Source organism: Leifsonia shinshuensis, from assembly GCF_014217625.1.
In the GTDB taxonomy this organism is placed as follows: Bacteria; Actinomycetota; Actinomycetes; order Actinomycetales; family Microbacteriaceae; genus Leifsonia; species Leifsonia shinshuensis_A.
In genome coordinates this window covers 2,805,008-2,829,068 of record NZ_CP043641.1, presented here as the reverse complement: position 1 = coordinate 2,829,068, position 24,061 = coordinate 2,805,008, and the positions used below count along the sequence as shown (strand labels likewise).

At 71.9% G+C, this 24,061-nt stretch carries 22 protein-coding genes; 11 read left to right on the top strand and 11 right to left on the bottom strand.

The window, feature by feature from the left end:
- Positions 1 to 354: a PLD nuclease N-terminal domain-containing protein gene (locus tag F1C12_RS13655; protein WP_185275497.1), complete on the top strand. Its 354-nt coding sequence runs from the start codon at positions 1 to 3 to the stop codon at positions 352 to 354.
- On the top strand, positions 347 to 2,176 hold the full coding sequence (gene menD, locus F1C12_RS13650) for a 2-succinyl-5-enolpyruvyl-6-hydroxy-3-cyclohexene-1-carboxylic-acid synthase (RefSeq protein ID WP_185275496.1): 1,830 nt from the start codon (positions 347 to 349) through the stop codon (positions 2,174 to 2,176). The genes F1C12_RS13655 and menD overlap by 8 nt, the downstream gene beginning before the upstream one ends.
- Positions 2,177 to 2,184: 8 nt before the next feature.
- Here menD and F1C12_RS13645 read toward each other — a convergent pair whose 3' ends face one another.
- A complete protein-coding gene (locus tag F1C12_RS13645) occupies positions 2,185 to 3,105 on the bottom strand; it encodes a LysM peptidoglycan-binding domain-containing protein (protein ID WP_258046277.1) in 921 nt (306 codons plus the stop codon).
- An 86-nt stretch (positions 3,106 to 3,191) separates the two neighbouring features.
- Here F1C12_RS13645 and F1C12_RS13640 point away from each other — a divergent pair, with 86 nt between their 5' ends.
- On the top strand, positions 3,192 to 3,743 hold the full coding sequence (locus F1C12_RS13640; protein WP_185275495.1) for an acyl-CoA thioesterase: 552 nt from the start codon (positions 3,192 to 3,194) through the stop codon (positions 3,741 to 3,743).
- A 16-nt stretch (positions 3,744 to 3,759) separates the two neighbouring features.
- Here the strand turns inward: F1C12_RS13640 and F1C12_RS13635 are convergent, their stop codons facing one another.
- Positions 3,760 to 5,130, bottom strand: coding sequence for an FAD-binding oxidoreductase (locus F1C12_RS13635; protein WP_185275494.1), 1,371 nt, complete (start codon positions 5,128 to 5,130; stop codon positions 3,760 to 3,762).
- 84 nt (positions 5,131 to 5,214) lie between these two features.
- Here F1C12_RS13635 and F1C12_RS13630 point away from each other — a divergent pair, with 84 nt between their 5' ends.
- On the top strand, positions 5,215 to 6,168 hold the full coding sequence (locus F1C12_RS13630; protein ID WP_185275493.1) for a DNA-3-methyladenine glycosylase family protein: 954 nt from the start codon (positions 5,215 to 5,217) through the stop codon (positions 6,166 to 6,168).
- Positions 6,169 to 6,196: 28 nt separating this feature from the next.
- On the opposite strand, the gene F1C12_RS13625 is transcribed toward F1C12_RS13630, so the two are convergent.
- From F1C12_RS13625 to F1C12_RS13615, 3 genes are all read right to left on the bottom strand, one after another.
- Positions 6,197 to 6,751, bottom strand: a complete 555-nt coding sequence (locus F1C12_RS13625; protein ID WP_185275492.1) for an SRPBCC domain-containing protein — start codon at positions 6,749 to 6,751, stop codon at positions 6,197 to 6,199.
- Between the two features lie 138 nt (positions 6,752 to 6,889).
- A complete protein-coding gene (locus F1C12_RS13620; RefSeq protein WP_185275491.1) occupies positions 6,890 to 8,479 on the bottom strand; it encodes a phytoene desaturase family protein in 1,590 nt (529 codons plus the stop codon).
- Between the two features lie 28 nt (positions 8,480 to 8,507).
- Positions 8,508 to 9,413: a LysR family transcriptional regulator gene (locus F1C12_RS13615; RefSeq protein ID WP_185275490.1), complete on the bottom strand. Its 906-nt coding sequence runs from the start codon at positions 9,411 to 9,413 to the stop codon at positions 8,508 to 8,510.
- 193 nt (positions 9,414 to 9,606) lie between these two features.
- Between F1C12_RS13615 and F1C12_RS13610 the strand changes: the two genes are divergently transcribed.
- Entirely contained in the window at positions 9,607 to 13,296 is a 3,690-nt protein-coding gene (locus tag F1C12_RS13610) for a proline dehydrogenase family protein (RefSeq protein ID WP_185278958.1), read from the top strand.
- 18 nt (positions 13,297 to 13,314) lie between these two features.
- On the opposite strand, the gene F1C12_RS13605 is transcribed toward F1C12_RS13610, so the two are convergent.
- On the bottom strand, positions 13,315 to 13,596 hold the full coding sequence (locus F1C12_RS13605; protein WP_258045894.1) for a hypothetical protein: 282 nt from the start codon (positions 13,594 to 13,596) through the stop codon (positions 13,315 to 13,317).
- Between the two features lie 69 nt (positions 13,597 to 13,665).
- Between F1C12_RS13605 and F1C12_RS13600 the strand changes: the two genes are divergently transcribed.
- Positions 13,666 to 14,514, top strand: coding sequence for an aldo/keto reductase (locus F1C12_RS13600; protein ID WP_185275489.1), 849 nt, complete (start codon positions 13,666 to 13,668; stop codon positions 14,512 to 14,514).
- A gap of 66 nt (positions 14,515 to 14,580) precedes the next feature.
- Here the strand turns inward: F1C12_RS13600 and F1C12_RS13595 are convergent, their stop codons facing one another.
- The 4 genes from F1C12_RS13595 to F1C12_RS13580 all read right to left on the bottom strand — a co-directional run bounded on the left by F1C12_RS13595 (position 14,581) and on the right by F1C12_RS13580 (position 17,825).
- On the bottom strand, positions 14,581 to 16,086 hold the full coding sequence (locus F1C12_RS13595; RefSeq protein ID WP_185275488.1) for a sensor histidine kinase: 1,506 nt from the start codon (positions 16,084 to 16,086) through the stop codon (positions 14,581 to 14,583).
- Entirely contained in the window at positions 16,083 to 16,814 is a 732-nt protein-coding gene (locus F1C12_RS13590; protein WP_185275487.1) for a response regulator transcription factor, read from the bottom strand. The genes F1C12_RS13595 and F1C12_RS13590 overlap by 4 nt, the downstream gene beginning before the upstream one ends.
- Before the next feature lie 89 nt (positions 16,815 to 16,903).
- Positions 16,904 to 17,338 (bottom strand): SRPBCC family protein, encoded by a 435-nt coding sequence (locus F1C12_RS13585; protein WP_185275486.1) that lies wholly within the window; start codon positions 17,336 to 17,338, stop codon positions 16,904 to 16,906.
- Between the two features lie 49 nt (positions 17,339 to 17,387).
- Positions 17,388 to 17,825, bottom strand: a complete 438-nt coding sequence (locus F1C12_RS13580; protein ID WP_185275485.1) for an Lrp/AsnC family transcriptional regulator — start codon at positions 17,823 to 17,825, stop codon at positions 17,388 to 17,390.
- A gap of 297 nt (positions 17,826 to 18,122) precedes the next feature.
- On the opposite strand from F1C12_RS13580, the gene rocD reads away from it, so the two are divergent.
- The 3 genes from rocD (at position 18,123) to F1C12_RS13565 (ending at position 21,989) form a co-directional block, all read left to right on the top strand.
- Positions 18,123 to 19,361, top strand: coding sequence for an ornithine--oxo-acid transaminase (gene rocD / locus F1C12_RS13575; RefSeq protein WP_374939579.1), 1,239 nt, complete (start codon positions 18,123 to 18,125; stop codon positions 19,359 to 19,361).
- Positions 19,362 to 19,617: 256 nt separating this feature from the next.
- Complete coding sequence (locus F1C12_RS13570) at positions 19,618 to 21,144, top strand: peptide MFS transporter (protein ID WP_185275484.1); 1,527 nt, start codon at positions 19,618 to 19,620, stop codon at positions 21,142 to 21,144.
- Positions 21,145 to 21,326: 182 nt separating this feature from the next.
- Positions 21,327 to 21,989 carry an MOSC domain-containing protein gene (locus tag F1C12_RS13565; protein WP_185275483.1) on the top strand — a complete coding sequence of 221 codons (663 nt, stop codon included), beginning with the start codon at positions 21,327 to 21,329 and terminating at the stop codon, positions 21,987 to 21,989.
- Positions 21,990 to 22,120: 131 nt separating this feature from the next.
- On the opposite strand, the gene F1C12_RS13560 is transcribed toward F1C12_RS13565, so the two are convergent.
- The gene (locus F1C12_RS13560; protein ID WP_185275482.1) at positions 22,121 to 23,005 is read right to left on the bottom strand and encodes a hypothetical protein; all 885 of its coding nucleotides are present in this window, start codon (positions 23,003 to 23,005) and stop codon (positions 22,121 to 22,123) included.
- A 90-nt stretch (positions 23,006 to 23,095) separates the two neighbouring features.
- On the opposite strand from F1C12_RS13560, the gene panD reads away from it, so the two are divergent.
- Positions 23,096 to 23,533, top strand: a complete 438-nt coding sequence (gene panD, locus F1C12_RS13555; RefSeq protein WP_185275481.1) for an aspartate 1-decarboxylase — start codon at positions 23,096 to 23,098, stop codon at positions 23,531 to 23,533.
- Entirely contained in the window at positions 23,530 to 24,060 is a 531-nt protein-coding gene (locus F1C12_RS13550) for a hypothetical protein (RefSeq protein ID WP_185275480.1), read from the top strand. Before panD ends, F1C12_RS13550 begins: the two co-directional genes overlap by 4 nt.
- Position 24,061: the final 1 nt, after the last annotated feature.

Here is a 24,061-nt window from a genome sequence, read left to right as displayed (position 1 = left end):
ATGGTTCGCCTCTGGATAGTCCTCGGCGTCGCAGCCGCGGTTTTCTACATCTATTCGGTGGCAGACTGCGCTCTCTTCGACCGTTCCAGGGTGCGTGGCCTACCCAAGCCCGTGTGGGTGCTCATCATCGTCCTCTTCCCGATCATCGGCGGGATCCTCTGGTTCCTGATCGGCCGTGGCCGACGACGCACGGAGGTCGGCCGCCGGGTCAGCGCCCCGGACGACGACCCCGAGTTCCTCGGCAAGCTCCGGATCGACCACGACCAGGAGGAGCGCATCCGCCGGCTCGAGAAGGAACTCGCCGAACTCGACGACAACGGCCCCGACGACCAGACCGGCCGACGGGATGGGTGACCCGCGGGTCTCGGAAGAGCCCGCGGAGGTGGAGGCCGGTGCGCCCCGCTCGAGCGCGCCCTCCGCAGCCGAGACGAGCGCACTGACGCCCACCGGCAACCCGTCGACCGACTACGCGCTCGCGCTCCTCGCCGGCTTCGTGGCGGCGGGCGTCTCCGACATCGTCGTGAGCCCCGGATCCCGCTCCCAGGCGCTCGCGCTCGCCGCGGCGGAGCTCGAACGCGCGGGCGCCGCGCGGCTCCACGTGCGGATCGACGAGCGGGTCGGTGGCTTCCTCGCGCTCGGGCTGACCCGCGAGACCGGTGCGCCGACGGTGATCGTCACGACGAGCGGGACCGCGACCGCCAACCTCCACCCGGCCGTGCTGGAGGCTCACGAGGCCGGCATCCCGATGATCGTCGTCACCGCCGACCGGCCGAGCGAGCTGCGCGGCATCCGCTCGAATCAGACCACGCGGCAGGACGGCCTGTACGGGACGGTCGTGCGCGCCAGCCATGACGTGACCGCTCCCGTCGGCGCGGACGGTGAGACGGAGGAGGCCAGGACGCTGGCTCGCGCTGCCGTCGAGGAGGCCGTCGGTGCGGCGACCGCGGATCCGGGGCCGGTGCACCTGAACGTCGGGTTCCGCGAGCCGCTGTCGGTGGCCGTCCCGTCGGTGCACGGGCTCGTTCGCGGTGGGCTGCCCGCGACCGCCGGGCCCTCCGCCCTGGGGCGGGAGGTCGTTGAACTGGCGGACGGTCCGCTCACCGTCGTCGTCGCGGGAGCGGACTCCGGAGCCGAGGCGGCCGAGCTGGCCCGCGCGGGCGGCTATCCGCTGCTCGCCGAGGTGTCGAGCGGCGCTCGCTTCGGGCCGGAGCTCGTCGTCGCGTATCGCGAACTGCTGCGTGAGGACGCGTTCGGCGCCCGCGTCGAACGGGCCGTCGTGTTCGGGCATCCCACGCTCAGCCGTGAGGTCCCTGCCCTGCTCCTGCGCGACGATGTCGAGGTGCTGGTCGTCGCGCCGACCGGCGGTGAGGCGTACAACCCCGGCCGCCGCGCGCGGGTCGTCGGCGGCGTGCAGGCGCCCGCGGGCGTCGACCTCCGGAGCCCCGAGGTGCGGTCGTGGGTCGGGAGCTGGGTCTTCGCGAGCCGGCGGCTGACCGAGGAGGCCGAGCGATCGGCGGATCCCGCCGCGTCCGCTCCCGATGTCGGCAAGGCGCGTTCGTACGAGCCGGCGGATGCCCTCGCGTTCGCCCGCGCCGAGCTCGCCGCGGTCCGCGCGCCGATCACGCGGCCGCTGCTGGCGGAGGCGCTCTGGCGTTACACCTGGCCGCACGACCGGCTCGTGCTCGGGGCCTCCCGGCTCATCCGGGACGCCGACCGGCTCGTGCGGGGGAAGAAGATCGTCGTGCACTCCAACCGCGGGCTGGCGGGGATCGACGGGACGATCGCGACGGCGACGGGCATCGCGCTCGCGGCCGAGGCGGCAGCCGTGGAGCACGGGACGGCCGCGGGGGTCACCCGCGTGCTGCTCGGCGACCTCGCGCTGTTGCACGATGTCGGCGCACTGCTCGGCGGTGCCGGGGAGACGCGCCCGCACCTGCAGGTCGTCGTCGGGAACGACGGGGGAGGGACGATCTTCGACGGCTTGGAGGTCGCCAGCACCGCGCCCGCCGAGGCGTTCGACCGGGTGCTGTACACGCCGCAGACCGTGGACCTGTCCGCTCTCGCGCAGGCCTACGGCTGGCAGTACGGGATCGCGCGCACCAAGGGCGAGTTGGACCAGGCGCTCTCGGCGCCGCCGGCCGGGCCGAGCATCCTCGAGGTGCCGCTGCCGCGCTGAGCGGACTCCTACAGGCTGTCCGGGTCCAGGTTCAGGGCCGTCGACGCGTAGAGGTACTGGCTGCCGGGCCCGCCCGGCAGGTCGGGGTTGAGCCAGAGCAGCCACTCCACCGGGATCCCGAAACGATCCGCGACAGCCTGGGTCGTGTCGCCCTCCGCGACCTCGTAGCGTCGCGGGGCGCCGCTCGCGGTCGTCGCCGTGACGGCTCCCGCCGCGTTGGTGCGCGCTCCGGAGTCGACCGGGTGCACGTTGGACGGCCGGACCGGCACCGACCAGCGGACCTTGTCGACGGCGAGCACCTTGTTCGGCCCGAGCTCCTGCGGCACCCCGTCGAACGAGGCCGCCGAGGAGTACGTGACGAGCGTGCCGAGGTACGACGGCTGGCCGGCGCCGGTCAGGACCGCCGTGGACGCCGCGGCGGCACTGGAGGTCGGGCCGCCCAGCAGGTGGTCCCCGATGCCGTGGTAGGTGAGGCCGTCGCCGACGTTCGGTGCGATGTCGATGAACGTGACAGACACGGGGACCGGGACCGTGGAGGTGAAGTTCGAGTACTGGGCCGAGTAGGTGTTGTCCCCGTTCGAGACGACCCGGTAGTGGAAGTGGATGCTGCCCTTGGGCGACGCGACGCTCGCCTCGGCGACGACCGTGCCGGCCGGGACCGGTGTCAGGGTCGGTACGGGCACCGGTGTCGGGGTCGGCGTCGCGGTGGCGTAGCTGCGATCCTCCGCCACGGGTGTCGTCGTGGGCTTCGGCGTCCGCGAGTGCGTGGGAGCGGCGACCGGCTTCCCTCCGCCCCCGCCCCCGAACAGCGCACAGCCGGCGAGCACCGACACGACGGCGACGGCGGCGATGGCGACGGCAGCGGCACGTCGAGCGCGCGTGCGAGCGGCCTTCGACGCGGCAATACCCCGGAATATTCGATTCGGCACGATTTCCCCCTCGCAGAACCCTAGCGGGCTTGGAGAGGGTCCACAACGAAGATGAGGAGGCGTTGGCGCATCACTAACATGACCGCGTGCACATGATCTTCCGGACGATGCTCCACGCGTTCCTCTCCCGGTTCGGCGCACGCCTCGGTCATTGGGACGTGGCGCGCACCCGCTTCCGGGTACTGCCGACGGACCTCGACATCCTCAAGCACATGAACAACGGCGTGTACCTGTCGATCGCCGACATCGGGCGGTTCGACCTGCTGCGCAGGAACGGCGTCTGGGCGATCTTCGAGCAGCGCGGCTGGTATCCCGTGGTCGCGTCGGAGACCATCTCGTTCCGCAAGTCGCTGGAGCTGTGGCAGCCCTTCGTGGTCGAGTCGCGCATCCTCGGGTTCGACGAGAAGGCCGTCTACGTCGAGCAGCGCTTCACCGTCGACGGCGAGATCTACACCCAGGCATTCATCCGCGGCCGGTTCCTGAAGCGCAGCGGCGGCGTCGTCTCGATCGAGGAGCTGCTGGAGGCCGTCGGCCCGGCGCCGACGGACGTCACCGTTCCGGAGTGGCTGCTCGAGTGGGGCGCGGACGCCGCGCTGCCCTCGACCCGCGCTGAGGCGCCGAGCGTCTGGGCCGAGTGAGCCGGACTCCCGTCGCTCAGGCCGGGCCGAATGCGAACACGCGCTCCGGATCGTAGGTCGCGCGCGCCTCGGTGAGCCGCGTGCGGACGTCGGCCGGCCAGGCGCCCGCGAACACGGCCGGGTCTGTGAGGTCGGCCGCCCAGTTGACGTTGGTGATCGCGGAGATGCGGTGCTGCAGCGCACGGGTGATCGCCTCGGCTGCAGCCGGAGCGGCGCTGTCGAACGTCGCGGGGTCGGCGGCGATGGCGCTCAGCGTGTAGCCGCTGTCGCGCCCGCCGACGGCCGTGCCGTCGTCCGTGTCGCGCCGGGCTGCGCCTCCGAGCTGGCGGATCTCCAGGGCGAGGAAGGGCGAGTCGACGTGCGGGCCGGCCACGTCGAACAGCGCGTCGCCGTCCGCGGCGTCGAAGTCGTCGAGCATGAAGCCGCGGATCCAGGCCGGCGAGCCCTCCTCCGGGTCGTTGTGGATCGTCGCGACCGCCGTCGTCGGGATCACCCCGACGAAGTCGAGGAACACCGGCGCCGCCGCGCGGATCGGCGCGAACAGCCGCTCGCCCTCCGCGGCGTCGCCCGGATACGCGAACCGCACGCTGAGCACGGTGCGCCCGCGCAGGGGCGGAGGCGGACCCTCCACATCCGGGATGCGCAGCAGGACGACGGAGGTCGTGGCCTCCTCGCCCAGCGCACCCGCCCAGTCCACCCACGCGCGGAAGGCCGGCTCGATCGCGTCGCCCTCGAAGAACACGCTGCCCGCGTAGAGGGTCGTGAGCGGGACCAGCTCCAGGGTCATCTCGGTGACGACGCCGAGGCCGCCCTTGCCGCCGCGGAGCGCCCAGAACAGCTCGGGATGCGACTCCGCGTCCGCCGTCACGATCTCGCCCTCCGCCGTGACGACGCGGAAGCCGCGCACCCAGTCGGCGGTGAAGCCGTGCGTGCGGGCCAGCGGGCCGAGGCCTCCGCCGAGGGTGTAGCCGACCGCGCCGACGCTGGTCGAGGATCCGGTGACCGGGGCCAGTCCGAACTCGGCGGCGGCGGCGATGACCGGCGCCCAGCGGACTCCCGCGCCCAGCCGGACCAGCCGGGATGCGGCGTCGACATCGATCGCGTCGAGCGCGCGGGTGGAGACGATGAGGCCGCCGGCGATCGGAGCCTCCGAGCCGTGGCCGGTGGCCTGGACGCGCACCGGGAGGCCCTGCTCGCGGGCGAACCGCACGGCCTGCGCGACATCCTCCTCGTCGGCGACGGCGACCACGACGTCCGGGTCGTGCCGCACGGTGGGGTTGAAACAGGCGACTTCGGCGGCGAGCCCCTCCTCGCCGCGGAGGTAGACGGTCCCGTGGACGCGGTCGCGGAGGCGCGCGACGGCGCCTGCTTCGATTTCGATTCCCATGGGGAGAACCTAGGGGAGACCGCCGACAGGCGGCCAGCCCCGGCATCGGCCCGAAGGTCAGCCGCGTGACGTAGCATGCCGTGCATGACCGCTGTGCTCCCCGCAGACGCCCCCTCCGGGCGTGCCGTGGAGACGGTGTACCGTCCGGCGGGCCCGCTCGACCTGTCCGGCACGCTGGGCCAGCTCGGCCGCGGTCCGTACGACCCGACGACGACCTGGGACCTCGGCGGGATGTGGCGCACCTGGCGCACGCCGGAGGGGCCGGCGACTCTGCGCGTCCTCCGCCCCGCGGCCGACGGGAGTGTGCACGCCGCGGCCTGGGGACCCGGCGCGCACTGGGTCATCTCCGCAGTGCCGGAACTGCTCGGCCGCGGCGACGACTGGGCGGGGCTCGACGTGTCGGCGCATCCCCTGCTGAGGCAGAGCCTGCACCGCAATCCAGGGCTCCGGCTGACCCGCACGGGCCTCGTGCTGGAAGCGCTCCTCCCCGCGATCATCGAGCAGCGCGTCACCAGCCTGGAGGCGTACCGGTCGTGGGCGCGGCTGCTGCGCTGGTACGGCGAGCCCGCCCCCGGACCGGCGCCCGAGGGGATGCGGGTGGTCCCGACACTGCAGCAGTGGCGCGGCATCCCGTCGTGGGACTGGCATCGGGCCGGGGTCGACCCTCGGCGCGCGCGTGCCGTTCAGGCGGTGCTCGTGCTGGCGCCGTCGCTGGAGCGGACCATCGGAGCTGCGGACTCCCTCGACGCGGCGGAGGCCGCCCTCCGGACCATCTCCGGAGTCGGGCAGTGGACCGCGGCCGAGACCCTCCAGCGTTCGCACGCGCATCCCGACCTGGTCAGCGTCGGTGACTACCACCTGGCGCATCAAGTGGGGGAGGCGCTCACCGGCTCGCGCGTGGACGACGACGGGATGCTCGAACTGCTGGAGCCGTGGCGCGGCCAGCGTCAGCGTGTCGTGCGGCTGATCCTGGCCAGCGGGTTCCGGTTCCAGCGCCGCGGGCCGCGCATCACCCTCCAGGACCACCGCTGGCACTGAGCGGCGGCCTGCACCAGGGGAGAGCGGCTCAGCCGGTCGTGCCGTTCCGCTGAGCGGTCAGGTGCTCGGCGCGGATGTCGTGGTCCAGCTCGCGGCAGAGCGTCTCGTAGTGCTCGCGCATCGCCGGGTAGTAGTCGTCCCAGTTCGGCAGCTCCTTGCCGTTGTGGGCGGCGACGAGGCGGTCGAGGTAGTAGTCCCAGCCGATGCAGTAGTCCGCGGATGAGCCGATCGCGCGCAGCCGCTGTCCGAACGTGACGGTCGTGTGGCCGCTCGCCTCCGTCAGGTGCACGAACATCACGAGCGAGTCCGGCGCCTTGCCGACGTCGACGTGGAGACGGTGCGGTGCGTCGCAGACCATCACGGCGACGTTCTGCCACTCGGCTCCGTCGCCCTCCGCGTTCATCCGGAACTTGACGGCGCCCGTCGATCCCGTGCCGGTGTACTCGCCGATCCACTCGGCGAGCCGAGGCGATCTGCTGAAGTACGTCCACACCTCCTCGATCGGAGCCTTGAAGATGCGGTCGAGGACCACATACACTCCGTCGTCCTTGCGTACGAGTCGTCCTGTCGGCTGCGGCATCATGATGACCTCCTGCAGAGTCCCCCTCGTGATGCACACACTAGTCACCGGTTCGCGATTCCGGCAGGGGGCCACGCCTGGGTGTCGCGTGCGAGTCCTTCCAGTCCTCGAAGGCGCGCGCGTCCGGCGCGGCCGGCGGCCTCAGCCTTCCAGGACCGCCATCGCCGCGTTGTGGCCGCCGAGGCCGCTGACCGCCCCGCCGCGGCGCGCGCCGGAGCCGCAGAGCAGGATCCGCTCGTGCCGCGTCGCGACGCCCCAGCGCTCGGCGGGCGTGCGCAGCTCGTCGCCGTCCTCGGCGAACGGCCAGGACAGCGGGCCGTGGAAGATGTTGCCGCCCGGCATGTTGAGCGCGTGCTCGAGGTCGCGGGTCGTCTTCGTCTCGATGCACGGGTTGCCGTCGCCGTCCGTGAGCAGCAGGCTCTCGATCGGCTCGGCCAGCACCGAGTTCAGGGAGGCGAGCACGGCGTCCTGGAGCCGCTGGCGCGTGGCGTCGTTGTTGTCGTCGGTCAGCCAGCGGTCGGGGGTGTGCAGGCCGAAGACCGTGATCGTCTGCGCTCCGCTGTCGGCGAGGTCGGGGTCCAGGATGCTCGGGTCCGCGAGTGTGTGGCAGTAGATCTCGCACGGCAGGAGCTCGGGCATCACGCCGCGCAGCATCCCGTCGTGTGCGGCCTCCAGCTGCGTGAGCGTCTCGTTGATGTGGAACGTGCCGCCGAACGCCGCGGCCGGGTCGACGGACTCGTCGCGCAGGCGCGGCAGCCGCTTCAGCAGGAGGTTGACCTTGACCTGAGCGCCCTCGGCGCGCGGGCGCGGCGGGTCTGCGGGCTCGCCGAGCAGGGCGTCGAGCACGTCGGGGGCGACGTTGACGAGGACGTTGCGGCCCTCCACGCGGCGCTCGTGGCCGTTGCGCGTATAGGAGACGGAGCCGTCCGGGCTGATGGAGGTGACCTCCGCGCCGGTGACGATGCGCGCGCCGGCCTCGCGGGCGACCCGGGCCAGCTCGCCGGTCACGGAGCCCATGCCGCCGACCGGGACATCCCACTCGCCGGTGCCCTGGCCGATCACGTGGTACAGGAAGCAGCGGTTCTGGGAGAGGTCGGCCTCGTCGACGCTGGCGAAGGTGCCGATCAGCGCGTCCGTGGCGGCGACGCCGCGGACGAGGTCGTTCCGGAGGCGGGACTCGATGAAGCCGCCGATCGGCCGCTCGATCAGCGCGTCCCACAGCTCGTCGTCGCCGACCAGGGCCTTCGCCTCGGTGCGGGTGAGCAGCGGTTCGGTGACGGTGGGCCAGAGCGCGCGGGCGACGGCCGCGGTCGACTCGTAGAAGCGCGTGAAGGCCTCGGCGTCGTCCGCGGCGCCGATCCGGGCGAACGACGCGGCGGTGGCCTCCTCGTCGGTGTTGTCGATGAGGAGGCCGGCGCCGTCGGGGTCGCCGGGCACAGGTGTGTAGGAGGAGTAGCGGCGCCGGGCCAGCCGGATGTCGAGACCGAGGTCTTCGATGATCCGCTGCGGCAGGAGGCTGACGAGGTAGGAGTAGCGCGAGAGCCGGGCCTCCACGCCGGGGAACGCCTGGGCGCTGACGGCGGCGCCTCCGACGTCGTCCAGCCGTTCGAGCAGGATGACGCTGCGTCCGGCTTTGGCGAGGTAGGCGGCGGCGGTGAGGCCGTTGTGCCCGCCGCCGACGATCACGACATCGTGGCTCGCGGCTGCGGGGGAGGCTGCGGGGTCGGTCATGGCTGAGAGCCTATGGGATCAGGTCGGGCTACGGCGCGTGCCCGGGCGGGACCGCGTCCGCCAGCGCCCGGCGGGCGGCGACGACGCCGGGGCTCGACGCAGACGAGCGCCGGGCCGAGGTGAAGATGGTGCGGCGCGGCGATCCGGGGAGGGGGAGGAGCGCGACCTCGGGGCGGGCGCCCGCCCACACCAGGTCCGGCAGCAGCCCGACCGCGTTGCCCGACGCGACCAGGCGGATGTGGGTCACCAGGTCGGCCGTCTCGAAGCGCACGTCCGGCTCGAAGCCGGCCGCGCGGCAGAGCTGGACGGCCCAGGTGCGCGAGACCGTCCCCTCCGGCTCCAGCACCCAGGGGAGGCCGGCGGCGTCACCGAGAGAGGTCGCTCGCACGCGGGCGTCGCGGTCGGCGGAGGCGGCGAGGTGGATGCCGTCGGCGGCCAGCGGGGTGCGGTCCAGGTCTGCGCGCAGCGGTCTGGTGCTGCCGGGGTACTGCTCGGCCACGGCGAGGTCGAAGTCGCGCGCGGAGACGTCGAAGAGGCCCTGCTCTGGCTCGCGCTCGGTGACCTCCACCCGCAGTTCGGGGTAGTCGCGGGCGAGGGAGGCGACGGCCCCGGGGAGGATCGCGTGGGCGGCGGACTGGAAGACGGCGACCCGGACGACCCCGGCGACGGTCGCGCTGGAGGCGGCGACCGCGGCCTCCGCCGAGTCGAGGGAGTCGAGGAGCGCTGCAGCGCGCTGAGCGAGCAGCTCGCCCTGCGGGGTGAACTGCAGGCGGCGTCCGGACTTCACGAGGAGGACGGCACCGGCCTCCCGTTCCAGCGCCGCGAGCTGCTGGGAGACGGAGGACGGGCTGTAGGAGAGCGCCGCGGCGACACCGGCGACGGTGCCGCGGATCCTCAGTTCGTGGAGGAGGCGGAGCCTGCGGATGTCGAGCATGACCAACCATTCGGTTCGAGTGAACGATATCGTTCGGAAACGTTCGCTATTGCCGATGGTAAACCACACCGAGAATGTATCCACAGGCATCGGCGACTGCGACTTATCCACGGATCCCCGTACTTCCCGCGTCGCCTCAGGAGCGAGGAATACAGTCGTGGACATGGTTGAAGACACGGACGACGCGCGCACGATGCGAGCCGAGGCGCCGAGCGCGCCCGCGGCCGGATCGCACGCCGCAGGCGAGGTGCCGCCCGCGCAACTGGCCCAGGAGGCCGTCGAGCTCGTCCGGCGCTGGCTCGCCGAGAGCGCCCGCAGCGGGGAGAGCGCCCCGCGCGATCCCGCCGCCGAGCGCCTGGCCGGCGTGCTCCGCGACCCGCACGGCCTCGACTTCGCGGTCGGCTTCGTGGACGGCGTCGCCCGCCCGCAGGACCTGTTCGTCGCCGGATACAACCTGCAGCGGGTCGCCAAGCGCATCCCGTCCTTCCTGCCCTGGTACATGCGCGCGGCCATCTGGCTCGGTGGCGTGTTCGGGCCGGTGCTGCCGTGGCTGGTCATCCCGATCGCGCGGCGTGTGCTCCGCAGCATGGTCGGGCACCTCGTGGTCGACGCGACGCCGGAGAAGCTCGGACCGGCTATCGCGCACCTGCGAACGCCGAAGGACCCGGAAGGGCACGGAGCCCGCCTCAACCTGAACCTGCTCGGCGAGGCCGTGCTGGGCGAGGAGGAGGCCGCCCGGCGCCTTGAGGGCACGCGCGCGCTGCTCGCCCGCGACGACGTGGACTACGTCTCGATCAAGGTGTCCTCCATCGCGTCGCAGCTCTCGATGTGGTCGTTCGACGAGACGGTCGACCGCGTGGCGGAGCGCCTCGTACCGCTGTACGAGCTCGCCGCGGCCTCCCCGTCGCCCAAGTTCATCAACCTCGACATGGAGGAGTACCGCGACCTCGACCTCACGATCGCGGTCTTCGAGCGCATCCTCGGCCGTCCGGGCCTGCTCGGGCTGGAAGCGGGGATCGTCCTCCAGGCGTACCTGCCGGACGCGCTCGACGCCCTCCAGGGGCTGACGGAGTGGGCCGCGCAGCACCGCGCCCAGGGCGGCGCGCCGATCAAGGTGCGTGTCGTGAAGGGCGCCAACCTCGCCATGGAGGGCGTGGACGCGACGATCCACGGCTGGCCGCTCGCCACCTACGGCAGCAAGCAGGCGACGGACACCAACTACAAGCGCGTCCTCGACTGGGCGCTCACCCCCGAGCACACCGACGCGGTCAAGATCGGCGTGGCAGGGCACAACCTGTTCGACGTCGCCTATGCGTGGCTGCTCGCGTCCTACCGTGGGGTGACCGGGCGCATCGACTTCGAGATGCTGCTCGGCATGGCCACCGAGCAGGCGGAGGCCGTGAAGCGCACGGTCGGGCAGCTTCTGCTCTACACACCGGTGGTGGACCCGGGCGAGTTCGATGTCGCCATCTCGTACCTCATCCGCCGGCTGGAGGAGAACGCGAGCCAGGAGAACTTCATGTCGGCGGTCTTCGAGCTCGGAGCGGATCGCGGTCTATTCGACCGGGAGCGGGATCGCTTCCTCGCGTCGGTCGCCGAGCTGACGGCCGACGGCTCGCCGCGCGGCGCCGCCCCGCTGCCCAACCGGCAGCAGGACCGCTCGCGCGAGTGGGAGCAGGAGACGGCGGAGTCGTTCACCCGGCCGCCCGCGGTCGACGCGGAGTCGTCGCTCGACGGTGCCTCCGGAGCGGCCGCGGCTGCCGATCAGGGGCTCACGAGCGTGGTGCTCGGGCTGACCCGGGGATCGGGTGGGCTCTCGCTGGAGCAGCCGGAGCCGGTTGCCGCGACGACCGGGTTCCAGAACACCGCGGACACCGATCCGTCGCTCGCGGCGAACCGCGCGTGGGGGCGGCGCATCCTCGCCCGCTCCGCCGCCAGCGACCTCGGCGCACGGACCATCGCCGCGGCGGAGGTCGTCGACGCCGGGCACCTCGACCGCATCCTCACGGCGGTCCGCTCGTCGGGAACCGCGTGGGGCACCCGCGCCGGCACCGAGCGCGGGGCGGTCCTCGACCGGGCCGGGCATGCGCTCGAGGCCAACCGCGATCGCCTGATCGAGGTCATGGCGAGCGAGACGGGCAAGACCATCGCGGAGGCCGACGTCGAGGTGAGCGAGGCCGTCGACTTCGCGCACTACTACGCGTCGCTCGCGCGTGAGCTCGACGCCGTCCAGGGCGCCGTGTTCGTGCCGTCCGCGCTGACCGTCGTGACGCCGCCGTGGAACTTCCCGGTCGCGATTCCGGCCGGCGGCGTGCTGGCGGCGCTCGCCGCTGGCAGTGGCGTCGTCATCAAGCCGGCGCCGCAGGCGCGCCGCACCGCCGCTGTGATGGTCGAGGCGCTGTGGGAGGCCGGCATCCCGCAGGAGCTGCTGGCGCTCGTGGACGTGGCGGAGAACGCCCTCGGGCGGCAACTCGTGGCTGACCAGCGCGTCGACCGCGTCATCCTCACCGGCTCGTACGAGACGGCCAAGCTGTTCCGTTCTTGGCGGCCGGACCTGCCGCTGCTCGCCGAGACCAGCGGCAAGAACGCCATCATCGTCACTCCGAGCGCCGACTACGACCTCGCGGTGGCGGACGTCGTCAAGAGCGCGTTCGGTCACGCCGGGCAGAAGTGCTCGGCGGCGAGCCTGGTCATCCTTGTCGGCTCGGCGGCGCGGTCCGAACGGTTCCGCAACCAGCTGGTCGACGCGACCAGGAGCGTGCGGGTCGGGTATCCGCAGGATCCGGTGAGCCAGATGGGCCCGCTGATCGAGCCGGCGTCGGGCAAGCTCCTGCACGCGCTGACCACCCTCGGCGCCGACGAGGAATGGCTCGTCGAGCCGCGCCCGCTCGATGACACCGGCCGGCTCTGGTCGCCGGGCATCCGCACCGGCGTGCAGCCCGGGTCGTACTTCCACCTCACCGAGTTCTTCGGGCCGGTGCTCGGCATCATGACCGCGCGGAACCTCGAAGAGGCGATCCGGTTCCAGAACGCGATCGAGTACGGTCTCACCGCCGGCCTCCACTCGCTCGACTCCGATGAGCTCGCGCAGTGGCTCGACACCGTCGAGGCCGGCAACCTCTACGTCAACCGCGGGATCACGGGTGCGATCGTCCGGCGGCAGCCGTTCGGCGGGTGGAAGCGCTCCTCGGTGGGCGCCGGCACCAAAGCGGGCGGACCGAACTACCTGCTCGGCCTCGGGTCGTGGCAGCCGGAGTCCGGCGCGTCCAGCTCCAGCCTCCACCTGCGCGGCCTGGAGCCGCGCGTCCAGGACCTGATCGAGTCCGGCCAGTCGTCGATGGACTACCCCGCGTTCGACCTCGTCCGCCGCTCGGCGCTCAGCGACGCGATCGCCGTCGCGACCGAGTACCACCAGGCGAAGGACGTCTCCGGCCTCGGCGTGGAGCGGAACATCTTCCGCTACCGCCCGGTCCCGGTCGCGATCCGGCTCTCCGAGGGCAGCGGCATCCCCGAGCTGCTGCGCGTGCTGGCGGCGGCGACGGTCGCCCGCTCTGCGTTCACGGTGAGCACGAGCGTCGCGCTGCCTCGTGCGACGCAGCAGCTGCTCAAGGCCCGCGAGGTGGAGGTCGTGGTCGAGACCGACGAGCACTGGCTGTCCCGCGTGCGCGGTCGCCGCATCGCCGCGCACCGCATCCGCCTGATCGGCGGCGACCAGGCTGCGCTCGCGGCGGCCCTCGGCGGGACGCCCGACGTCGCGGTCTACAGCGGCGCGGTCACCCCGTCCGGCCGGATCGAGGTGCTGCCGTTCCTCCACGAGCAGGCCATTTCGATCACCAACCACCGCTTCGGCAATCCGACGACGTTCTCGGAAGGAGTGATCTAGGGGAGGAGCGCCCGGACGCTACTCCTCTTCCTCCTCCAGTTCGAGGAGCTCGTCGGCTGCGTCGGTGTTGCCCTGCGCGGCCAGCCGGCGGAGCTCGTCGATGTCGCCGCGTTCGGCGGCCAGTTCGACGAGCGCGTCCTCGGCGTCCGCGCTGCCGGCGTCGGCGAGGCGGCGCAGCTCGGGGAGGTCTTCGCGTTCGATCGCGGCCTCCACGGCGAGGGCGACGGCGTCCGGGTCGGACGGCAGCGAGGAGCCGGGCGGCAGGCCGGGGTCCGACGGGGTCGGGGGTGTGGCGGGCATGGCACTCCTTCCGATGAGCGCCACCTTACCCGGGGCTACGCCATATCTGCCGGGGCTACTCTGAGACGCATGACCGAGAACTCGCCCACCACCGCCGTGCCCGCGATCAGACTCAACTCGGGGACCGACATCCCGCAGCTCGGCCTCGGGACCTGGCCGCTCGACGACGCCGAGGTCGAACGGGCCGTCGTCGCCGCGGCGGAGGCCGGCTACCGGCACGTCGACACCGCGGCCAAGTACGGCAACGAGACCGGCGTCGGCCGCGGCGTGCGCGGCAGCGGGCTCGCCCGCGAGGAGTGGTTCGTCACGACCAAGCTCGATGGCGGCTACCAGGGCGACGACCGCGCCGTCGCCGGGCTCGACGCGAGCCTCGAACGGCTCGGGCTCGACTACGTCGACCTGCTGCTCATCCACTGGCCGCTCCCCGCGCGCGACCGGTTCGTCTCCACCTGGGAGACCTTCATCCGCCTCCAGGAGAGCGGGAAAGCGCGCGCGATCGGCGTCTCCAACTTCAAGCCGGCCCACATCGACCGCCTGATCGCGGAGACCGGGGTGACGCCGGCGGTCAACCAGATCCAGCTCAGCCCGGCCATCCAGCGCCGCGAGCAGCGCGCGTACGGAGCCGAGCACGGCATCGTGACCGAGTCGTGGAGCCCGATCGGCGGCTCCGGCGACCTGCTCACGGAGCCGGTGCTGGCCGAGGTCGCGGCGAAGCACGACCGCGCGGTGGGCCAGATCGTGCTCCGCTGGCACGTGCAGAACGGCCTCGTCGCCATCCCGAAGTCGCGCAACCCTGAGCGGATGGCGCAGAACCTCGCGGTCTTCGACTTCGAGCTCGACGCCGGCGACCTGGCCGCGATCGACAGCCTGGACGAGGGCCCGGACGCTGGAGTGGACTCGGACCACACCGGGCACTGAGGCGGCCGCGGCCGCCCCTGACTCACCGCCGGGCGAGAGACCTCACCGCAACCTGGAGCCCGACCCTCACACCCGGACGAGCGGCAGCCGCACCGTCACCACGAGGCCGCCGGTCGGCGCGTTCGCGAGCTGGACCGAGCCTCCCGCCGCGCCGGCCAGCGCCGCCACGATCGCCAGGCCGAGACCGCCGCCACCGCCGGCGCGGGAGGTCGTGCGGGCTCCGTCGGCGCGGGTGAAGCGGTCCAGGGCCACCGGGATGAACTCCTCCGGCATGCCAGGCCCCGAGTCGTGGACCGTCAGCACGACCCACTCCGGCTCCACGTGCAAGGCCGCACTGACGACGTCCTCCAGCCCGAGTGGACGGGGCTCCACGGGCTTGACCTCGACCAGTCCGGCGTCTCCCGGTCGCGGCACCGGACCCGTGTCCGAGCGGGCGTCGCGGCTGCGGATCGCGGTGATCGCGTTGCCGAGGAGGTTGTCCAGGATGCGCCCGAAGTCGGTCGGCGACAGCGCGACCCGGGCGTCCGCGCCGGGCCGCCGCTTGGGGTCGTACTCGAAGTCCACCGATATCGACTGGTCGTCCTCGCCGCTGCTGACCAGCAGGCGCGCGCGGTCGATCGCGTCGGTCAGCTCGTCCACCAGCGTCCGCCAGTCGATGCGGCCGCTCGACGGGCCCGCCTCGATGCGGGACAGCTCCAGCAGGTTGTTGGCGAGCGTCCCCAGCCGCAGCGCGGTCGAATGCGAGGAGCGGATGTCGTCGAGGAGCGCGTCGGCGTCACCCGCGTCCAGCTCGGCCAGCTCCAGCTGTCCGCGCAGCACGGCCAGCGGAGTCCGGAGCTCGTGGCTGGCGTCCGACACCATCTGCCGCTCGCGGTCGGCGGACGCCCGCAGCCGGCGGATCAGATCGTTCAGGGTCGTCGCCAGCTCGGACAGCTCGTCCTGCGCGGGACCGACGGTCAGCAGGCCCGTGTCGGCGCCGGTCCCCGTGGGCTCGCCGCCGGCGATCCGGTCGGCCTGTTCGCGCATCCGGCTGACCGGTCTGAGCGCCGTGCGCGCCAGCAACCAGGACGCGGCGCCGAAGCCGAGGATGAGCACACCGGCGCCGATCAGCAGAGCGAGGGTGAGACGGTCGAGGACGAGCGAGGTCGTCTCGTCGTTGCGCGCGGCGACGACGTGCATCGTCCCGCGCTTGGTGACCACGGGCTTCACGAGCACCTCGTAGGTGTCGTCGCCGACCTGAACCGTCGTCGCGGACTGCGGGAACGACAGCAGGTGGTCGATCCGGTTCTCCAGCGCTGTCGGGAGTGTGGAGTCGAGGATGACGCCGTTCACGTCGACGATGCCCAGCTCCTGTCCGCCGCCGGGCAGGTCGAACGGCCCGGACGGGTTCGCCAGCACCGACGCGGCGGGTGCGGTGACGTCGTTGTTGAGGAGGGTGACGGTCGCGTTGTGGAGGATGGAGGACACTCCCACCCGGATGACGACCACCGCGACCAGGCCGAACAGGGTGGCGACGATGAGGCTGCCGATCGTGATGCGCGCGGTGATCGACAGGCGCCGCAGCCAGGTCACGGCGCCGGCGTCTCCGTCTTCGCGTCGGCCTGCTTGTCGGCCTTCGACTCCAGCGCGTTCTTCGCGTCCAGCCGGTAGCCGCGGCCGCGCTCGGTCACGATGGACAGGCCTGCCCCGGCGAGGTCCAGCTTCTTGCGGAGGTACGAGACGTACTGGTCGATGACGTTGGTGCCGATGTTGTCCGTCGTGCCCCACACCGACTCGAGGATGTCGGCGCGCGACAGGGTCTTGTCGGGGTTCGTCGCGAACAGTCGCAGCAGGGTGAACTCCCGGCGGCTGAGCGGCATCTCGTGCCCGGACACCAGCGCCTGGTGCTCGTGCGAGTCGATCGTGAGGCGGCCGACGCTGACCTGCGGCCGCATCCCGCTCGGCTCGCGACGGAGCAGCGCACGCACGCGCGCGGCCAGCTCGGCGAAGGCGAACGGCTTGGTGAGGTAGTCGTCGGCGCCCGAGTCGAGGCCGTGCACGCGGTCCTCGATCGCGTCACGCGCGGTGAGGAGCAGGATCGGCATCGGGTTGGCGGCCTCGCGGATGTGCCTGCACAGCTCGAAGCCGCTCATCCCGGGCAGCATGACGTCGATCGCGGCGGCCGAGAAGGTGTCCCCGCGCAGCGCGATGAGGGCGTCGACGCCGTTGGTGACCAGGGTGACGTCGTATCCTTCGGCGGCGAGACCTCGCTCGACGAGGCCTCCCATGTCCGGATCGTCTTCGACAACGAGCAGCTTCATGCGCCCATCGTGCCACTGATCGCCGTGGTAGCGCTCGGATCGGGGGGTCGGCGGCTTGACGTCCGCTGAATGTTCTCGCAGAACGGTCGTCAGGTTTCCTCCACCACCGACTTGAGCGAGCCCAGCGTCATGCCCCAGTTCTCGCTCATCCGCTCGGCCTCCGCGTCGTCGGCGCAGCCGTCCTGGGTGATGGTCACCTCGGTGCCGTCGCCGCCGGCGCCGTCGTCGGCGAGCAGGTAGGAGACCGTCTGGTAGCTCTCCGGCACGTCCGGCTTGCCGCTGAGCGGGCTGTAGTAGCTGGAGACGAGGCGCTCGCCGGGGACGACCTCCAGGATCGTGCCCTTGTCCTCGTAGGGCTTGCCTTCCCACTCGCCGCGGTAGACGATCGGGCTGCCCTCCTGCCAGTCGGTCTCGACGCGGCTGCCGAACAGGTAGCGCGCGATCGTGTCCGGGTCCGTGATGGCGCGCCAGACGTCGGCGCGCGGGACGTCGACGTGGATTGTCGCTCGTGCTGTCGTGGTCATGGGGACAGCATCCACCCGGTGGCTCGCCGGGGATAGAAGATTCGCGACGTCAGCTGTTGCCGCGGTTGATGAGCCGGGAGAGGACGATCGCGCTGCGGGTGTGGTCGACGTTCGGGGCCAGGCGCACCTTCTCGAGCGCGGCCTCCAGGCTCGGGATGTCGCGCGAGCGGATGTGGACGATCGCGTCGGCGCTGCCGGTGACGGTTCCGGCGTCGACGACCTCGGGGACGGCGGAGAGGATGCGCAGCAGCTCCTCGGGTGAGACGGTGCCGCGGCAGAACAGTTCGACGTACGCCTCGGTGCTCATCCCGTCGATGGCCGGGTCCACCTGGATGGTGAAGCCGCGGATGACGCCGTCGGCGACCAGCTTGTCGACCCGGCGCTTCACCGCGGAGGCGGACAGACCGACGACCCCGCCGATGTCGCCGTAGCCGGCGCGCGCGTTCTGACGGAGCAGGTCGAGGATGCTGCGATCGAGGTTGTCCACGGCGCAAGCATACGGTGGATCGTTGCGCGGAGGTGAACGTGACGCGGGAATCGTGCGCGAGGGCGCAACGGATGAGCGCGAGGGTGTCGCGGGTTGCGTGAGCCCTCCGGAGCGCGCACGGACGTTGCGCTTCTCGGATGGTATCGGCGATTTCGTGCGCGAAGACGCAGCCAATCGCTGACATGCGCGTGTGAGGATAGCTCCGAGCTTCGGCGCCATCACCGACGATGACCCGGCCGGCTCACCCCGTCGGCTCACCCAGAGAGGACGACCGTGACCGATACCGTCGCCCACAGCATTCACCCGTCGACGCCCGCGCCGACCGAGCGCCAAGCCCAGGCGATCGCGCTCGAGGACGAGCACGCGGCGCACAACTATCACCCGCTCCCGGTCGTCATCGCCGAAGGCCAGGGCGCGTGGGTCACCGATATCGACGGCCGTCGTTACCTGGACTGCCTGGCCGCGTACTCCGCCGTCAACTTCGGCCACTCCAACCCGGTGCTCCTCGACGCGGCGCGAGCGCAGCTCGACCGGATCACGCTGACCAGCCGCGCGTTCCACAACGACCAGCTCGGCCCCTTCGTCACCGAGCTCGCGACGCTCGCCGGCAAGGACATGGTCCTGCCGATGAACACCGGCGCGGAGGCCGTCGAGACCGCGATCAAGGTGTCGCGGGCGTGGGGCTACCGCGTGAAAGGCGTTCAGGACGGGCGCGCGAACATCATCGTGATGGCGGGCAACTTCCACGGCCGGACCACGACGATCGTGAGCTTCTCCGACGACCCGGACGCGCGGGAGGGGTTCGGGCCGTACACGCCGGGGTTCCGGACCGTCCCGTACGGGGACGCCTCGGCGGTCGCGGAGGCGATCGACGGGGACACGGTCGCCGTGCTCGTGGAGCCCATCCAGGGCGAGGCGGGGATCATCGTGCCACCGCCGTCGTTCCTCCCGGAGCTGCGTGCGCTCTGCGACGAGCGGCGCGTGCTGATGGTGGCCGACGAGATCCAGTCGGGCCTCGGCCGGGTCGGCGCCACCTTCGCGTGCGACCTGGTCGGGGTCGTGCCGGATCTCTACCTCCTCGGCAAGGCGCTCGGCGGCGGGATCGTCCCGGTGTCGGCGGTCGTCGGCGATCGCGACGTGCTCGGCGTCCTCCGTCCCGGCGAGCACGGGTCGACGTTCGGCGGCAACCCGTTGGCGGCGGCGGTCGGGCGCGCGGTCGTCGCCCTGTGCGCGACCGGCGAGCCGCAGGAACGCGCCGAACTCCTCGGCCGCCGCCTCCACGGCGACCTCGCCCGGCTGATCGGCCACGGCGTGCGGGAGGTGCGCGGCGCGGGCCTCTGGGCGGGCATCGACATCGAGCCCGCGCTGGCGACCGGCCGCGAGGTGTGCGAGCTGCTGATGGAGCGCGGAGTGCTCGCGAAAGACACCCGCGGTTCGACCATCCGGCTGGCGCCGCCGATCGTGGTCGAGCCGGGGGATCTCGACTGGGCGGTGGAGCAGCTGGCGGAGGTGTTGCGGGAGTTGGGGGAGCGGTGACGGAATTTCTGTTTCAGATTCTTGGCCGGGATGGGTATAGTTGGGGTACTCCCCCGGATGCTTCGGCTACCGGGTACGGGGCCTCGTAAGGGGCCCCTGTTTCGTTATGCGACCATTCGGAAGGCCGTCGAATGATGCCGTGCCCCGCCGAGCGGAGCTCGCTCGGCAGCTGACTCGCCAGCGTCTTACCCGCGAAATTTGTATTCCAATCAACCGGGCGTTCACCTCCGCCGCGCCGAGTGGGAGCATGGGCGCCATGACCGACACCGGCAGATCCAACGGCCCTGAAGGCGAAGACGTGGAGGGTGGCGCCTCGCCTGCCGCCGCCACAGCGACCGCCCCCACCGACGCGAGTCACGGATTCTTCGGGCAGCCGCGCTCGCTCGCCAACATCTTCGGGGTGGAGATGTGGGAGCGGTTCTCGTTCTACGGGATGCAGGGCATCCTCCTCATCTACCTCTACTACAGCGCGGAGAAGGGCGGACTCGGCGTCGACCAGGCGACCGCCGCCGGAATCGTCGGCGCGTACGGCGGCGCGGTGTACCTGTCCACGATCCTCGGCGCGTGGCTGGCGGACCGGCTGTTCGGGTCGGAGCGGGTGCTGTTCTGGAGTGCGGTCGTCATCATGGCGGGGCACATCTCGCTCGCGTTGCTGCCCAGTTTCGCAGGGGTGATCGTCGGCCTTCTGTTCGTCGCCGTCGGAAGCGGTGGCCTGAAGGCGAACGCGACGCGCATCGTCGGGACGCTCTACGACGAGCATGACTCGCGGCGCGACGCCGGGTTCTCGCTCTTCTACCTCGGCATCAACCTCGGCGCGTTCTTCGGTCCGCTGCTGACCGGGCTGCTGCAGTCGACGCTCGGCTTCCACTGGGGCTTCGGGCTCGCCGCGGTCGGGATGGCCATCGGCCTCATCCAGTACTCGCTCGGCCGCAAGCGCCTCCCGGACCTCGCCCGCGAGGTGCCTCACCCGCTGCCGCGCACGCGGCTGCCGCTGGTGATCGGGATCGCCGTCGCCGGGGTGATCGTCATCCTCGCCCTCGTCCTGACCGGGGTCATCAACGCGATCAACCTCGCCCTCTGGGTGATCGGCATCACCATCGTGGCGGCGATCGCGTACTTCGTCGTCATCCTCAGTTCGAAGCTGTTGAGCGGTACCGAGCGCAGCCGGATCGTCGCCTTCATCCCGCTCTTCATCACGAACGCCGCGTTCTGGTCGCTGTACCAGCAGCAGTTCACCGTGGTGACGATCTACTCGGACAAGCGGCTCGACCGGATGTTGTTCGGGTGGGAGTTCCCGGTGTCGTGGGTGCAGTCCATCAACCCGATCTTCATCATCATCCTGTCCGGCGTGTTCGCGGCGATCTGGACCAAGTGGGGCGACAAGCAGCCGTCGACGCCGCTCAAGTTCGCGGCCGGGACGGTCGTGATGGGCCTCGCGTTCTTCCTGTTCCTGTTCTGGGCGGGAGGCGGCGAGAACAGCACGCCGCTGCTCGCGATGGTGGGCATCCTGCTCGTGTTCACGATCGCGGAGCTGCTGATCTCGCCCGTCGGCCTGTCGGCGTCGACGAAGCTGGCGCCGCACGCGTTCCAGGCGCAGATGGTCGCGCTGTACTTCCTCTCGGTGGCACTCGGGACGGCGATGTCGGGGCAGCTGGCGAAGCTGTACTCGCCGGCGACGGAGGGCATCTACTTCGGGGTGATCGGCGGAGTCGCGGTGGTGATCGGCGTGATCCTGGCGCTGATGAGTCCGTGGGTGCTGCGGATGATGCGCGGGGTGCGGTAGGCGGCGACGGGCGGGGTCGGGCGGCGTCGGTAACGGAGGACATCGGGGGCGACGCGCCGGCGTGCGGCAGTGTACGGAGGAGTTCGCGGGAGGGGGCGGTTGGATGTCCTCCGTTGCGGCCGGACGGACCGCTTGAGCCGGGAGTGGGGCGGGGTGGCCCGGTGCCCGGCATACTGGAGGGCATGACGGTTCGGGAGGGCGGGGCGCGGATCCTCGCGGTGTGCCGCGTCGCGCAGTTGCGGCCGGACGCCGGCAACGTCGGCGTGACGGCGATCGACAAACAGCCTGTGGAGTCGCGGCTGAAGGTCCGCACGCTCGGCCTCTACGGCGACGTGCAGGCCGACCGCAAGCATCACGGCGGCTCCACGAAGGCCCTCTACGCCTACGCGGACGAGGCCGCCGACTACTGGGCGGCCGAGCTCGGGAGGCCCATCCCACCCGGACTCTTCGGCGAGAACCTGCGCACCGCCGGCCTGGACGTGGACGGCGCCGAGATCGGCGAGCGCTGGCGGATCGGCGACAAGCTGGTGGTCGAGGTCACCTGCCCGCGGACGCCGTGCGCGACGTTCCAGCGCCGGATGAAGGAGCCGCAGTGGGTGCGCCGGTTCACGGAGGCGGGGCGCGTCGGCGCGTACCTGTCCATCGTGCACGCCGGGACGGTCGGTGCGGGCGACGCCGTGGAGGTCGTGCGGCGGCCGGGCCACGGTGTGACGATCGCGTCGTGGTTCACGGGCGCGGACGCCGACCAGGCGGACGCGCTCGTGGCGGCGAAGGAGGCCGGGGCCCTGGAGCTCGCCCGCGAGATGCGCGAGTCGATTGCGAAGGTGCGCGGGCGCGCGGCGTAGCCCGCGTCGTCCGGCTGCAACGGAGGACATCCGACCCGCCTCGACCGCAGCCTCCTCCGTTCGCTGCTGTGTCCGGGCGTGTCGCGCCCGATGTCCTCCGTTGTCGATGGCGCCTCGGCGGGCGCTGACCCCTACTCCGCGTCCAGCCCCAGCTCGCGCCGCCAGTGCGCCAGGAACTCCGCACCCGCGGTGTCGTGCACCGCGTCGCCGATCGTGATCACCTCGTACGGCCGCTCCAGCACGCCGTCGGCCGGGCGCACGTCCACGTGGGCCACCTCACGGCCCGTGCTGTGGACGTAGTCCGCCATCTTGTAGTCGCTGCGGGAGTCGCCGACCGAGCGCCAGCGGTGGGGGAGCGGGCCGCGCTCGGCGAAGTAGTCGAACGCGCGCTGAGCGCCGCGGTCCTTGTCGAGCAGGACGGACTCGATGTCGGTGGAGATGATCGTCGGGTCGATCCGGAACGGCACCTCCCCGGACGCGGACGGGGTGACGCGCTTGCCGTAGCGCAGTCCGAGGCCGAGCCCGGTCAGGAGGTCGAACGCGGCGTCCTCGAAGCGGGACTGGGCCTCCCGGTACGTCTCCGAGTCGACGTCGGTGCGCTGCTCGACCGAGATCATGGCGCGCTTCGTCTCGTCGAAGAACATCGTGTCCGCGAAGCGCTCGCGGACCAGCGTGCGGATGCCGTCGACCGCCGCGTCGGGGAGCGCGACCGACGCGTCGACCGCGACCTCACCCATCCCGTCACCCGTGATCGGCGCCCACGCGCCGCCCTTCTCGAACACGCCGAACATCCGGGCGCCGTGCGACTCCAGCGCGTCGCCGAGGCCGGCGTCGCAGAGCGGAGCGACCACCTGATTGCGGATGAAGTCGCCCGACCGGCCGGTGATGAACGCGATCGGCACGCCGGCGGCGGTCATCGCGACCAGGTCGGTGACGATGCTGCGGATGGCGATGGTCCGGGTGACGGGGCTGGCGATCGGGCCGTCGACGTCGAAGAGGAGTCCGAGGTTGTGCACGCTCCATTCTCCCGTGCCCGTTTCTCCCGTGCGGGACCTCACCGCCCGGAACCGCGGGAGAATGGACGCAGGCCACGAAAGGAACGTCCCGTGCTCCGCACCATGTTCAAGTCGAAGATCCACCGCGCCACGGTCACCCACGCCGACCTCCACTACGTCGGGTCGCTGACCGTCGACCTCGACCTGATGGAGGCCGCCGACCTGCTGCCCGGCGAGCAGGTCGCCGTGGTCGACGTGACCAACGGCTCCCGGTTCGAGACCTACCTGATCGCGGGTGAGCGCGGCAGCGGCGTCATCGGGGTGAACGGCGCAGCGGCGCACCTGGCCGAGGTCGGCGACACCGTCATCGTCATCTCCTACGCCCAGCTCGACAACGCCGAGGCGCGGGACTTCGTGCCGACCGTCGTGCACGTCGACGGCGGCAACCGCATCCTCGCGGTCGGCGCCGACCCGGCCGAGGCGCTGAGCGAGGGCGTGAGCGTTCCGCCGTTCGCGGTGCCGTCCGCGGCCGGCACCGTGGTCGCGTGACCTACCGCGCGACCGAGCGGATCCACACCGTCGAAGCCAGGCGGATCGAGCTGGAGGCCGAGGTGCCGTTCGCGCAGCTGCGGCGCGCGTTCGAGGAGCAGGTCCCGGAACTCGACCAGCGGCTCCAGCGCGGCCTCCTGGACCAGGGCGCCGACTGGTCGACGCTGACGCGCATGCTCGAGGGACCGGCCATGCACGGTCTGGTGCGGTTCTGGACCGGCGACCCGCGCCCGGTGATGCGCGTGGGCGGCGTCGACACCGCGAGCGTGAGCTACCTCGTCGGCGACTACGCGACGGCCGCGCGGATGTACCGCCACGACGCCGGCGCCATGCTCTACTCGCCGTTCCGCATCGAACTGCACGACGCGGGTGGAGGCCGCACCGTGCTCAGCGTCGAGCAGCCGAGCGCGCCGCTGCGCGGGTTCGGCAACAACAAGATCACGCAGGCCGGCTACGAGCTGGACCGGAAGCTGGGCGACCTCCTCGAAGACCTCGGGCTCCCGCGGCCCAGCGTGCTGCGGCTCTAGC